The organism is Clostridium sp. CTA-6 (assembly GCF_054768115.1).
In genome coordinates this window covers 1-13,043 of sequence record NZ_BAAAAU010000011.1, presented here as the reverse complement: position 1 = coordinate 13,043, position 13,043 = coordinate 1, and the positions used below count along the sequence as shown (strand labels likewise).

Annotated in this window: 12 protein-coding genes; 9 read left to right on the top strand and 3 right to left on the bottom strand. The window is 26.8% G+C overall.

Going from position 1 to position 13,043, the window contains the following annotated elements; all coding sequences use genetic code 11:
• The first annotated feature begins 115 nt into the window (after positions 1–115).
• Positions 116–334 (top strand): helix-turn-helix domain-containing protein, encoded by a 219-nt coding sequence (locus ACYUDJ_RS16610; RefSeq protein WP_003491000.1) that lies wholly within the window; start codon positions 116–118, stop codon positions 332–334.
• A gap of 201 nt (positions 335–535) precedes the next feature.
• On the opposite strand, the gene ACYUDJ_RS16605 is transcribed toward ACYUDJ_RS16610, so the two are convergent.
• Complete coding sequence (locus tag ACYUDJ_RS16605; RefSeq protein WP_043031824.1) at positions 536–1,810, bottom strand: D-alanyl-D-alanine carboxypeptidase family protein; 1,275 nt, start codon at positions 1,808–1,810, stop codon at positions 536–538.
• Positions 1,811–2,131: 321 nt separating this feature from the next.
• Between ACYUDJ_RS16605 and ACYUDJ_RS16600 the strand changes: the two genes are divergently transcribed.
• On the top strand, positions 2,132–2,755 hold the full coding sequence (locus ACYUDJ_RS16600; RefSeq protein ID WP_003486656.1) for an NUDIX hydrolase: 624 nt from the start codon (positions 2,132–2,134) through the stop codon (positions 2,753–2,755).
• A gap of 50 nt (positions 2,756–2,805) precedes the next feature.
• On the opposite strand, the gene ACYUDJ_RS16595 is transcribed toward ACYUDJ_RS16600, so the two are convergent.
• The gene (locus ACYUDJ_RS16595) at positions 2,806–3,153 is read right to left on the bottom strand and encodes a hypothetical protein (protein WP_003486655.1); all 348 of its coding nucleotides are present in this window, start codon (positions 3,151–3,153) and stop codon (positions 2,806–2,808) included.
• 365 nt (positions 3,154–3,518) lie between these two features.
• Between ACYUDJ_RS16595 and ACYUDJ_RS16590 the strand changes: the two genes are divergently transcribed.
• The 3 genes from ACYUDJ_RS16590 (at position 3,519) to ACYUDJ_RS16580 (ending at position 6,976) form a co-directional block, all read left to right on the top strand.
• Positions 3,519–4,682 (top strand): iron-containing alcohol dehydrogenase, encoded by a 1,164-nt coding sequence (locus ACYUDJ_RS16590; protein WP_043031825.1) that lies wholly within the window; start codon positions 3,519–3,521, stop codon positions 4,680–4,682.
• 375 nt (positions 4,683–5,057) lie between these two features.
• Entirely contained in the window at positions 5,058–5,282 is a 225-nt protein-coding gene (locus ACYUDJ_RS16585) for a hypothetical protein (protein ID WP_030034653.1), read from the top strand.
• A gap of 173 nt (positions 5,283–5,455) precedes the next feature.
• Positions 5,456–6,976 carry a YfcC family protein gene (locus tag ACYUDJ_RS16580; protein ID WP_080333511.1) on the top strand — a complete coding sequence of 507 codons (1,521 nt, stop codon included), beginning with the start codon at positions 5,456–5,458 and terminating at the stop codon, positions 6,974–6,976.
• A gap of 141 nt (positions 6,977–7,117) precedes the next feature.
• On the opposite strand, the gene ACYUDJ_RS16575 is transcribed toward ACYUDJ_RS16580, so the two are convergent.
• The gene (locus ACYUDJ_RS16575; protein WP_043031826.1) at positions 7,118–8,599 is read right to left on the bottom strand and encodes a nicotinate phosphoribosyltransferase; all 1,482 of its coding nucleotides are present in this window, start codon (positions 8,597–8,599) and stop codon (positions 7,118–7,120) included.
• A gap of 458 nt (positions 8,600–9,057) precedes the next feature.
• On the opposite strand from ACYUDJ_RS16575, the gene ACYUDJ_RS16570 reads away from it, so the two are divergent.
• From ACYUDJ_RS16570 to ACYUDJ_RS16555, 4 genes are all read left to right on the top strand, one after another.
• Positions 9,058–9,867, top strand: coding sequence for an ABC transporter substrate-binding protein (locus ACYUDJ_RS16570; protein ID WP_043031827.1), 810 nt, complete (start codon positions 9,058–9,060; stop codon positions 9,865–9,867).
• A gap of 1 nt (position 9,868) precedes the next feature.
• Entirely contained in the window at positions 9,869–10,528 is a 660-nt protein-coding gene (locus ACYUDJ_RS16565) for an amino acid ABC transporter permease (protein ID WP_043031828.1), read from the top strand.
• A 129-nt stretch (positions 10,529–10,657) separates the two neighbouring features.
• Entirely contained in the window at positions 10,658–11,206 is a 549-nt protein-coding gene (locus ACYUDJ_RS16560) for a CD3072 family TudS-related putative desulfidase (RefSeq protein WP_043031829.1), read from the top strand.
• Positions 11,207–11,300: 94 nt separating this feature from the next.
• Positions 11,301–13,043 (top strand): ATP-dependent helicase (locus tag ACYUDJ_RS16555; RefSeq protein WP_460289669.1); only part of this gene is annotated, 1,743 nt, incomplete at its 3' end.

Below are 13,043 nucleotides of genomic sequence, written 5' to 3'. Positions count from 1 at the left end.
TTATACTAATTTTACATAGTATATAGTAAATATATATATATAAATTTTTTTAATTTTGATGTATAATTAAGTTGAAAATTAAATATTGCTTTACCAATTCATAAGGGGGATTTATATGTTAAATGGAAAAAAAATCCGAGAAGCTAGAATTAAGTTGGGCTATACTGCTCGGGACATTGAAAATCTTACTCATAATCCTAAGTTTACAACATCTATTTCAAAATCCTATTTAGAAGAATTAGAAAGAGGGGATAAAAAGAATCCAAGTTTTGAAAAAGTAGTAGTTTTATCTCAGGTATTGATGTGTAAATTAGATGATTTAGTCACTAGGTAAAGCAGTTACTATTAAAAGTATAAAATTAATTATTGTATGAAAGCTTAAGAGAATAAACTTAAAAACAAAAATATAAAATATTTATGTTTATTTACAATTTAATATAATAAAAACACTATCAAAATATAAGTGATAGTGTTTTTATTATATATTTAGAATATATCAGTAAGTTTTTTTATTATATAAATAATATTTCATATTTTAATACCAGTATTTATTTTTGCTTTTATTTTTTCTATTTATTTTATTTTTAATAAATTTTATTAAGAAGAATATTATAGCAATTATAGCTAGTAATAAAGCTATGGAAACCACATAAAAAGGCATATTCTTTTTAATTATTTCTTCCTTAGATAAACCAGAGTATACTTCATATTTTTTTTCATATTCCCTTTCTTTCACAGTTAAAGTTCCCATACCTTTTTTCCCAGAAAGAGCAGCATAAGAAGTATTATCTATATTAATTGTTTTATTAGTTTCTTTATCATTTACTTCATTTTTATAATAAGTAGCATCTTCTTTTAAAATTACAGGCACATCTACAGTCACAGAAGGTCCTATAAATTTTAAAGGATTATAAGTTACTGTTTCTGTTTTTAGGGCGGAGTCTTTTTTATATAGAGTGGATGGTTTTATATTATAACTCCAGTCTATAATTTTTTTCATATCTTCAAAAACAAAAGAATCTTTAGCATCATATACAGAGCCCATAACTACCCCAAGTATTTTTCTACCATCTCTATTAAATAAAGTTACTAAACATCTACCAGCGGCATCAGTATAACCAGTTTTACCTGCAACACAACCATCTTTCCCTAAAAGTTTATTACTATTTTCTACAGTCATTTTTGTACCCTTAGAAGTGACTATAGAACTTTCTTTTTTATTAGAAGATTGATAAACCCAAGGATTTTTTAAAGCAGCTCTACTAATTATGCTTAAATCATAAGCTGTAGTATAATGATTAGGATTATGTAATCCATTAGGGGTTACAAAGTGAGTGTTTTTTAAATTTAATTCTTGTATTTTTTTATTCATCATATTTTCAAAATTCTTACTATTACCAGCTAAGGCATCTCCTATCATGTAGGCTGTATCATTACCAGAAAATAGTAGTAATCCATCCATAACATTTTCTGCTTTTATGGTTTCCCCTATATTTATAGGGTGAAGATTTATATTCATAGAATATGGTGGTTGACTTTTAGCAGTAGCTGTATAAGGTATATTATCATTTTTCCCTTTGTTTTCAGCTAATAAAAGGGCGGTTAAATACTTTGTAGTACTAGCAGGATACATACGCTTGTCAATATTTTTAGCATATATTATTTCACCAGTTTCAACATCTATAGTCATAGCTGTTTTACCATAAATAATAGGAGGCTCAGTATTTGAATCTCCTGCAGCAAATACATTAGATGTTAAGGTGAAAATAAAAATTAATAGTGAAATTAAAGTCATTTTTCCTTTTCTCATAGGCCATCTCTCCGTTTACTTTTTTATAATTTAAATATAAAATTTTAAGTATATACTATATGTATACACTTTGATAGTATAGCATTAGAGAGTATATTTTACAAATATAAATCATAAAAATATAATATTTTATGATTAGGATATGTAGTATTGTGATAGACTAAAGTAAAATAAAAAATTTTAGTCTATGTTCGTAAATTTTATCCACACTAGGGTAAATTTTTTAATAATTTTATAAAATAAAGCAAAAAATTATTAAATATTCAGTGTTAAATAAATACCTAATGCTTATTTAGGTATAAATCATTTTTAGGAGGAACTATGAAGAAAAAATTAATAGATACAGTATATGAAAAATTTCAATGTAGAAAAGCAAAGCCTATAGGTAAGTTTAAAAGAAGTTCAGTAATGATATTATTAAATAAAGTAGGAGAGAATATTAATATAATATTTGAAGTAAGAGCATTAACTTTAAAGAATCAGCCAGGAGATGTTTGTCTTCCAGGTGGCAAAATGGAAAAAGGAGAAAGGCCTTTAGAGGCAGCTTTAAGAGAAACTGTAGAGGAGCTTAATATAGATAAGGAAAAAATAGAAGTAATAGGACAGATGGACTATTTTATTAGTCCCTATAATTTTGTAATGTATCCTTTTGTTGCAATGGTTGAAGATGCAGATATAGTTCCTGATAAGCAGGAAGTAGATCACGTATTTGAAGTTCCTATAGAGTTTTTTTTAGAAAATTCACCTATTTGTTACGAAATAGATATAGTACCTAGTATAACAGGGGATTTTCCTTTTTCTCTTATACGAAATGGTAAAAACTATAAGTTTAGTAAGGGAACTATTCCTGAATATTTCTATGAATATGAAGGCAATGTTATATGGGGATTTACAGCACTTATTGTAAAAAATTTTATAGATATAATTAAGGGGAAAAAAAATTAATAAAAGTATATTAAATATTCCACCAACTTTTAATTAGCTGGTGGAATGTTTTAAATACTTTTTTCCTGTTTTTTCATACCAGCTATTACAACTGATATAACTATTAAAAAAATATAACCAATAACATATAATATTGATATTATAGTAGGCATAGTAAAAAATTTTAAGTAAATAAATATAGCTAAAGATACAATAGACCAAAATAAAGAAACATAAGCCATTCTATTGTTCCTATTCATCCAAGTTTCAGGGTCTTTCATGTTTCCAACTATTTTTTCACCTTTTTCATCCTTTTTAGATGAATTGCTAGTTAATATTTTAAAATAAATAAAAAAACTTAAAGATATCAAACATATACCTAAAAATAAATAAGACAATGATATACTTGTTACGTTCATAGTAAAGCTCCTCCTATAAATAAAAATCTATTTTCCTTGTATAAATTATATATTGTTATTTTAACCAGTAATGTAGAAAAAATACCCAAAACAAACAATTACTTTATAGTTTAATTTTAAATTTTAATAATTATTATAAAATAAATAAGCTTTAGAATTTGAAAAAAATAAGTAAAATAATAACTTCAGTATAAAAGGATTTTTTTACGTAGTATAGAATTATTTATATTAAAAAGAATAATGATTACAATAAAATTAGGATAGCCTTTAGGTAATGGCATGAATGCATAAGAGTTATCGTAGTATATGCTTTCAAACTATTTCTTAAAATAATACTTAATTAAAGTATAGTAGGAGGAAAAATAATGCTAAATTTTAATTATTCTATACCAACAAAAATTTTTTTCGGTAGAAACCAAATAAATATTTTAGGAGAGCAAATAAAAAAATATGGGTCAAAGGTATTGCTTACTTATGGTGGAGGAAGTATAAAAAAGAATGGAATATATGATGAAGTTATAAAAATTTTAAAGAGTAATCATATAGAATTTGTTGAGCTTTCAGGAATAGATCCTAATCCAAGAGTAACTAGTGTAAGGGAAGGAGTAAAATTATGCAGAGAAAATAATATTGATTTTATATTAGCAGTAGGGGGAGGAAGCACTATAGATTGCTCAAAAGTAATAGCCGCATCATATTATTATGAAGGAGATCCTTGGGACATAGTAATTAAAAAAGTTAAAATAAATAAGTCGCTGCCTATAGGAAGTATATTAACATTAGCTGCCACTGGTTCAGAAATGGATGCTGGAGCAGTAATTAGTAATATGGATACTAATGAAAAAATAGGAGTAGGACATCCTTCTATGGCTCCTAAATTTTCTATATTAGATCCAGAATATACTTTTACAGTGCCTAAAAATCAAACAGCGGCGGGAACTGCAGATATAATGAGTCATATATTTGAAGCCTATTTTAGTAAGACAAAGGAAGCTTATATTCAAAATAGAATGGCAGAGGCTATTTTAAAAACTTGTATAAAGTATGGGAAAATAGCCATAGAGGACCCAAAAAATTATGAAGCTAGAGCTAACCTTATGTGGGCATCTAGTTTAGCTATAAATGGATTATTAAGCTATGGTAAATCAGAACCTTGGAGTGTACACCCTATGGAGCATGAATTAAGTGCTTTTTATGATATAACTCATGGTGTAGGGTTAGCTATATTAACACCAAATTGGATGAAATATGTTTTAAATGATGAAAATGTAAATGATTTTTATGAATATGGAGTAAATGTTTGGAACATAGATCCAGAGGAAAATAAATATGAAGTAGCCCAAAAGTCTATAGAAAAAACTAGAGAATATTTTAGTGAATTAGGAATTCCATCTACATTAAAAGAAGTGGGTATAGGAGAAGAAAAGCTAGAACAAATGGCAAAGGCTGCTACAAGAAATGGAACTTTAGGTGGTTTTAAACCTTTAAGTACTGAAGATGTTTTGAATATATATAAATTATCACTTTAATTTTAAAACAGAATATATATTTATACTAAGTAATTCTTAATTCTAAATGTAGTTTCATTAGAAATAAGAATTATTAAAATTTAAAATTATTTATTTAGGAGAGTAAAAATTAGAGGACTGTTAATTATTTTATTAATGGTTCTTTGATTTTTAGGTTAAAAACTAATTGTAAATAGTAGTAATTAGTTTTTGAGGGATTTTGTTTTATATGATAATCATGGGGAAAGTATTAAAAAATATAAAGTTTTATAAAAAAATATAAGGGTTGATTGAATTAAATGAAAATTTAGTTAATTTTATAACAAAACCATTTAAATACTTTTTCTTCTGATGTATAATATTATTTGTATTATAGTGGGAGAAAGGGGAATTTTTATGGAATGTCCATTTTTAACTACTCTTGATGAAGAAATAAAATGTTTTAAAGAATGTGCTTTATATGAGTACAAAAATAATGAGGGCGTATGTCCTTTTAAGGAGTTGGAGAACAACAAGGTAAGTATTGAAAAAGATTTTGATAATATAGATGATGCAGCTATAAATGAGGGATTAGATTTCATAAGAGAACACTATAAGTTTACAACAGAACAGTACTTATAATATTAAATTTAATCTATAAAAAATTTATTAGTATATAATAATAATTTTTATTAATCTATTATAGAAGAGCGCGTTTTTGCTTAAAGCAATATCTATACACTTAAAATATTATATTTTAAGTGCATAGATAAAAAGCGATGCTTGAAAATATATCAAAAATAGGGGGGATTGTTGTGACAAAAAAGAAAAAGAAAATAAGCTTTCCGACAGCTTTTACGGTATTGTTTATTGTATTAATTATTGCAGCTATACTTACTTACGTAGTTCCAGCTGGATCTTATTCAAAATTAAGTTATGATAACGATAGTAAAGTTTTTGTTGTAACTAAACCAGATGAATCGACAAATGAATTACCAGCAACACAAAAGACTTTGGATAAACTTAAGATTAAAGTAAGTGTAGAAAAATTTAAAGATGGTAGTATTAATAAGCCTGTAGCTATTCCAGATACTTATGAACAGGTAGAACAGAAACCTCAAGGGTTTTTTGAAGTAATTGAAGCACCTATCAAAGGGGTGTATGATACTATCGATATTATAATGTTTGTACTTATTTTAGGGGGAGTTATTGGTGTAGTAAATAGTAGTGGAGCATTTGATGCAGGAATTGCAAAACTTTCCGTAGCTACTAAAGGTAAAGAATATTTGCTTATAGTTATTATTACTACATTAATTGCTTTAGGTGGAACTACTTTTGGTTTAGCAGAAGAAACTATAGCATTATATCCCATACTGGTTCCAGTTTTTATAGCGGCAGGATATGATGCTTTAGTTTGTATTGCAGCTTTATATATGGGATCATCTATAGGTACTATGTTCGCTACGGTAAATCCTTTTTCTGTTGTTATAGCATCTAATACTTCAGGGATATCTATTGCTTCAGGATTTATATTTAGGATTATAGGACTTATTATAGCTGTAGCTATAACTATTGTTTATATTGTAAAATATGGAATTAAGGTTAAAAAAGATCCGAGCAAATCTATAATATATGAACAAAGGAAAGAAATTGAAGAGAAGTTTTTAAAAGATTATAGTAAAGATGATATTATTCCAAAATTCTCTTTAGGTCGTAAACTCATGTTAATAATATTTGCATTAACTTTCGTAGTTATGATTTGGGGCGTAGCTAAAAAAGACTGGTGGTTTACAGAAATGACAGCCCTATTCCTTGTTGTAGGAATCATTTTAGGTGTAATTTCAAGAATGGGAGAAAAGAATTTTGTAGATAAGTTTGTAGCCGGCTCAGCTGATTTAGTAGGAGTTGCATTGGTAATTGGAGTTGCAAGATCTATTAATCTTGTTATGGAAAATGGTATGATTTCTGATACAATTTTATATCATTCTTCAAATATGATAGCTGGAATGAATTCTAGTGTATTTATAATATTTATGTTAATTGTATTTATAGGACTTGGATTTTTTATACCATCATCTTCAGGCCTTGCAGTACTTTCAATGCCTATTATGGCACCTCTAGCAGACAGTGTAGGATTGCCAAGAGAGGCTATAGTAAATGCTTATATGTTTGGTCAGGGATTAATTTCATTCATAACTCCAACTGGACTTATACTGGCAACTTTAGCTATGGTAGATGTTACTTATGATAAATGGATTAAATTTATAATGCCGCTTATGGGATATATAGCAGCCTTATCAGCTATAATGTTATTAATACAAAGCTTTGTTGCTTAATGTAATAATAAAAAAATTAAAAGCTATGAATTGAAAAATTTTATTATATTTCAATTCATAGCTTTTATTGCTTATTATAAGTTAAAAGGTAAAAATAAATTTAAAATTTTTAGAAGTCTATTTTAAAGCTATAAATACCTTTTATTCTTCATAAGTATCTGAAAACTTATGTAAAAGTTCTTGTTTAACTCTCCAAAGCTTTGGGGAAAGATCTACGTAATAGTTATGAGGGTTCTCAAACCTTAAAACTTCAGGCCAAAATCTTTCAGTTTGTTTTTTCGCAAAGGCTTTTATATCCATAACATCAGGACTTTCATAGGTTTGCTTTCCTTTATCAAATATTTTAACCAATAATTCTTCTACATAGTAATCTTTAATTTTTTTCTTTTTCCATGTAAATAAAGGATTAAATATTTCTAAGGGTTTACTTTCATCTATTTTTTCATCATTCATAGTAATAAGATCCGCAATAGCTTGATGAGAATTTTTGTCATATATTCTATAAAGCTTTTTAAATCCTGGATTAGTTATTTTCTCTTCATTTTCACTTATTTTAATTTTAGGTGTTATTATTCCATCACAAGCCTCTACTGCGGCTAGTTTATATACACCACCAAAAACAGGCTCGGATCTTGCAGTTATAAGTCTTTCACCTACACCAAAGCTATCAATCTTAGCTCCTTGATTCAGTACATCTCTTATTATAAATTCATCTAGAGAATTTGAAACCACAATGCCTACATCTTTGTAGCCTGCATCATCTAACATTTTTCTACAGGTTTTAGTAAGATAAGTTATGTCACCACTATCTATTCTAATGCCTTTAGGTCTAATACCCTTAGGTTTTAATACTTCATTAAATACTTTTATAGCATTAGGAATACCAGATTTTAGTACATTGTAGGTGTCTACTAAAAGTACACAATTTTCTGGATTTACTTCTGCCCAGGCTTTAAAAGCTTCATATTCTGTAGGAAATAGTTGTATCCAACTGTGTGCCATGGTACCTGCAGCAGGTATTCCAAACATTTCTTCAGCTATAGTACAAGCAGTTGCATTACATCCACCAATTACAGCTGCTCTTGCACCATATATAGCACCATCATAACCTTGAGCACGTCTAGAGCCAAATTCCATAACAGAACGATTTTCAGCAGCTCTACAGATTCTATTAGCTTTGGTAGCTATTAGAGTTTGGTGATTTATAGTAAGAAGTATCATAGTTTCTACAAATTGAGCTTGAATGGCTGGACCACGGACTGTAACTAAAGGCTCATTTGGGAAAACAGGATATCCTTCCGGTACTGCCCAAACATCACAAGAAAATTTAAAGTTTTTTAGATAGTCTAAAAATTCTTCGGAAAACTCCTTTTTAGATCTTAAATATTCTATATCATCTTCTGTAAATTTTAAACTGGATAAATATTCAATAAGTTGCTGAACTCCTGCCATAATACAATAGCCTCCACCATCAGGAACTCTTCTAAAGAACATATCATAGTAGGCTATTTTATCTCCCATACCACTTTTTAAATATCCATTTCCCATAGTAAGTTCATAAAAATCCACTAACATAGTAAGATTTCTATTATTTCTCACATCGAAGTTTTTACTGTATTCCATTATTAATTCTCCTCTATGTAATAGTAAAAATATATAACAACATTGTAATACTTTACAAGAGCTATTACAATACTTAGTATTTAAAATTAAAATATTAACCTTATTTTTATAGGATTAACTAAAGAATTTATACAAAATATATATATTAAGTAATTATAAATAAAAATATTATATTTATTCTCTTTTTATCTATTATAAATTATTAATATACATTGCATAAAATAGGAACAAGCTTATAATTATAAAAAAATGTAATAGTATTTTGGTTGTATATTATGTTTTTTTATAATAAGACATAATAATAGACAATAATATAAAAAGCTGTTTATAATGAAAGTGGAAATTATATAAAATTTAAATTATATTAAATTTATTGTGATAAATATATAAGTTAATATAATTTTATTTTATATATAATATTAACTATACAATTATTAATTATTCTGGAGGGGAAAATTATGTTCAAGAAAAAAGTATTAAGTGTTTTATTTATGATGGTATGCATTTTATCTTTTACATTAGTTGGATGTGGTCAGAAAACGTCTTCTTCTAATGAAAAAGATAGTTCATATTCAAAGGTTAAAGATAATGGAAAATTGGTAGTAGGGTTATGTGCTCAATATCCACCCTTCGAGTCAAGAAATGACAAAACAAGCCAAATAGAGGGATTTGATGTAGACTTAGCTAAAGAATTAGGAAAAGAAATGAACTTAAAGGTAGAAATAAAGGATGCGGAATGGGAAGCACTTTTAGGTGGTGTTAGTAAAGGAGATTATGATGTTTTAATAACTTGTATGTCAAAAAAAGAAGCTGCACAGGCTAATATAAACACTTCTGATACATATTACAAATTGGATGACATAATAGTAGTAAATAAGAATAATAATTCTATACATAATAAAGATGATTTGAAAGGAAAAGTAGTTGGGGTTCAAACATCTACTAGCAGTGAACAAGTAGTTGATAAATTAGATGAAATAAAGGAAATAAAAAGATATAATAGGAATCCTGAAGCATTCATAGATTTAAAAAATAACAGAATTGATGCTGTGGTTGTAGGGTATGCTTATGCAGCTACCGCAATGAAGGACAAAAAGGATGATAATTTAAAAATAATAAATTCACCAGTGGGTTCGTCAGATATAGTTATGGTTACTAAAAAAGGTTCTAATGATTTAACAAAAGAATTAAACAAAGCGTTAAAAAAAGTAAAAGAAAGTGGCAAATATGAAGAAATCAAAAATAAGTGGTTAAGTTTAGAGAAATAATATGGAACTTAATTTTGATATTGTTTTTAGAAATTTACCATTTTTATTAAAGGCTACATTAGTAACTATAAAAATAACTTTACTTTCTTTTATTATGGCTATTATATTAGCTTTTATTGTAGGAGTTTTAAGAACTTATAAATTCTCTAAAATATTAGACCTTATATTAAATGCATACGTAGAAATTTTTAGAGGATCTCCGCTACTTATACAATTATTTTTTATATATTATGGATTACCTAGCGTTGGAATAGCTATGGATGCAGAAGTAGCTGCTGTTATAGGACTAGCATTGAATGGAGCAGCATACATGTCAGAAATTATAAGAGCAGCTATACTTTCTATAGATAGAGGGCAGGAAGAGGCAGGTTTTTCTTTAGGATATACAAGATTTCAAAATTTACGCTATATAATATTACCTCAAGCGGTTCAAATATCTGTGCCTCCATTAGTAAATGGTTTTTCCTCACTTTTGAAAGACACATCTTTGGTATCGGTTATTTCTATAACGGAACTAACAAGAAGTGGGAATCTTATATATTCAAGAACAGCTAGGCCCTTTGAAGTATATTTAACTTTAGGATTATTTTATTTTGTGTTAACTTATATAGTTTCTTTATGTTCAAAATTTATAGAAAAAAGAAATGAAAAGTGGAGTTAGATGAATAAATGAGTCTGCTTGTTTGTAAAATTTTAATTAAATACTGATTATATATTTGATTATTTGGCAGCTAAAAGCTGCTTTTTCTTTTATAATTTAAAAAACTATATTTTAAGGAGGAATTAAATAATGAAAAGAAGTAAAAAAATAGTTTTGCTTGGTCATTGTATACTAAATGTAAATTCAAAGGTGGAAGGATTAGCTCAATATGAAAACAATTCTTTAGAACTTTTGGAATATTTGATAGAAAACAAATTTGGAGTAATACAATTACCTTGTCCAGAAGCAGGGTTTTATGGAATGAGAAGATGGGGACATGTAAAAGAACAATTTGATACACCTTATTATAGAGAATACTCACGAAAAATATTTTATCCTATACTTCAGCAGGTAGAAGATTATATAAATAATGGATATGAGATAAAATGCATAATAGGAATAGATGGCAGTCCAAGTTGTGGTGTTTCTTTTACATGTTCATCAAAAGAATGGAAGGGAGATTTTATAAATAAAGAGGAAACATTAAAAAAGATAGATAATATAAAATATTGTAATGAGAAAGGGATATTTATGGAAGAGATAGACAAAATGTTGAAAGAAAAAGATATAAATATTCCTATAATTTCAATAAATGAAGTTGAAAAGATTTCTTTAGAAAAGATAAAAAATTTTTTATAAATGATAGGAAAGGTTACTATTGTAAATTTGATATTTTCTTTAGCTTCTAGTAAAGTATACTTAATTAACATTAGAAGGTTAAGGGAGTTTTTATATGATAGATTATAGTTTTTTAGATCAATATCAAAAGGAAGCGGTTAAATGCCATAAGGATAATACATTGATTGTGGCTCCACCTGGTTCTGGTAAAACCACTGTTATTATAAATAGAGTTGTACATTTAATAGAGGATTTAAAAATAAATCCTAATAATATACTAGTAATAACTTTTACTAGAGCTGCAGCTATGAATATGAAAGAAAGATATAAAAAAATAAGTGATAGTAGAAGATCACCTTTTTTTGGGACTTTTCATGGCCTTTTTTATAAAATATTAAATAGATATTATAAAAACATAAATATAATAAGCAGCAAAGAAGCCTATTCTTTAATAAACAATATACTTATATCTTATTTGGATTCTGTAAATGAGGATAAAGTAAGAGATGTTTTAAATGATATATCTTTTTTTAAAACTAGTGGGTTAACTATGGACAATTTTGTTCCTAAAATTGATAAAAGTATATTTGAGCACTGTCTTAATAGCTATGAAGAGTATAAAGATAAAAAAGAACTTTTAGATTTTGATGATTTGCAAATTAATATGTTTAAGCTTTTAAAGGAAGATGGAAGAATTCTTAATGGTTATAAAAAATTATTTAAATATATATTAGTAGATGAATTTCAAGATTGTGATACATTGCAAATAAATATTCTTCAAATGTTATCTAAGGGTAATTCTTTATTTGCAGTAGGGGATGAGGATCAATGTATATATTCTTTTAGAGGATCTAAGCCAGAATGTATGGTGAATTTTAACCACTATTTTGAAAATGGAGAAAAGATATACTTAAGATATAATTACAGAAGTCCTAAAAATATAGTAGAGATTTCCAAAAATCTTATTCAAAATAATAAATTAAGAAATAATAAGAAAATAGAAGCTTATAATGACTATGATAAAAATATAGTGTTAAAATCCTTTTTAAACGAAAGGGAGCAAGCGGAGGAAATAAGTAAAATAATTAATAACATTATAAATGAGAGATATGAATATAAAGATATAGCTATACTCTATAGAACTAATATGGAAAGTAGAAGTTTAACAGATTTGTTTTTTAAAAAAAGAATACCCTTTAGACTTTTAGATAAGGGATATAATTTTTTTAATCATTTTGTATGTAGGGATATACTAGCCTATATGCAAGTATGTATAGATCCCTATGATAAAAAAAGCTTTTTAAAGATTATAAATAAACCCTTTAGATATGTAAGTAAACTAAATGTGGAAAGAGTAAGAAGATATAAATATGCTAAAAATAGTTTTGATATATTAAAAGAGCAAAAGGATATACAACCTTTTCAAATAAAGAATTTAGAGAATCTTGAAAAGGATATAAATAAAATGAATAAAATGAGTGCCCAAGATGCTATAGGGCACATAATGCATACTTTAGGTTATGAAGAGTATATTAAAGAATATAGTGAAAGAATAAAAATAGATAAGGAAGAGCTTTTACAAATAGTAGATGAATTAAAAGAAGCAGGGGAAGGATATACAAGTATCTTAACTTTCTTAGTTCATGTTGAGGAAGTAGAAAAGGAAATAAATAAAAAAGAAATAAATGAAGATAGTGTAATATTAAGTACAATACATGGAGTCAAAGGCATGGAATTTAAAAATGTAGTTATTGTAAATTGTAATGAAGATAATATTCCTTATAGTAAATCAGATGAAGAAATTAATATAGAGGAAGAGAGAAGACTTTTTTATGTAGGTATTACAAGGGCAAAAGAA

Excerpts from the sequence above, each read along its gene's own strand:
- ACYUDJ_RS16605 (WP_043031824.1), bottom strand. The coding sequence starts at position 1,810 with ATGAGAAAAGGAAAAATGACTTTAATTTCACTATTAATTTTTATTTTC.
- ACYUDJ_RS16565 (WP_043031828.1), top strand. The coding sequence starts at position 9,869 with ATGGAACTTAATTTTGATATTGTTTTTAGAAATTTACCATTTTTATTA.
- ACYUDJ_RS16570 (WP_043031827.1), top strand. The coding sequence starts at position 9,058 with ATGTTCAAGAAAAAAGTATTAAGTGTTTTATTTATGATGGTATGCATT.
- ACYUDJ_RS16610 (WP_003491000.1), top strand. The coding sequence starts at position 116 with ATGTTAAATGGAAAAAAAATCCGAGAAGCTAGAATTAAGTTGGGCTAT.
- ACYUDJ_RS16575 (WP_043031826.1), bottom strand. The coding sequence starts at position 8,599 with ATGGAATACAGTAAAAACTTCGATGTGAGAAATAATAGAAATCTTACT.
- ACYUDJ_RS16560 (WP_043031829.1), top strand. The coding sequence starts at position 10,658 with ATGAAAAGAAGTAAAAAAATAGTTTTGCTTGGTCATTGTATACTAAAT.
- ACYUDJ_RS16590 (WP_043031825.1), top strand. The coding sequence starts at position 3,519 with ATGCTAAATTTTAATTATTCTATACCAACAAAAATTTTTTTCGGTAGA.
- ACYUDJ_RS16585 (WP_030034653.1), top strand. The coding sequence starts at position 5,058 with ATGGAATGTCCATTTTTAACTACTCTTGATGAAGAAATAAAATGTTTT.
- ACYUDJ_RS16595 (WP_003486655.1), bottom strand. The coding sequence starts at position 3,153 with ATGAACGTAACAAGTATATCATTGTCTTATTTATTTTTAGGTATATGT.
- ACYUDJ_RS16600 (WP_003486656.1), top strand. The coding sequence starts at position 2,132 with ATGAAGAAAAAATTAATAGATACAGTATATGAAAAATTTCAATGTAGA.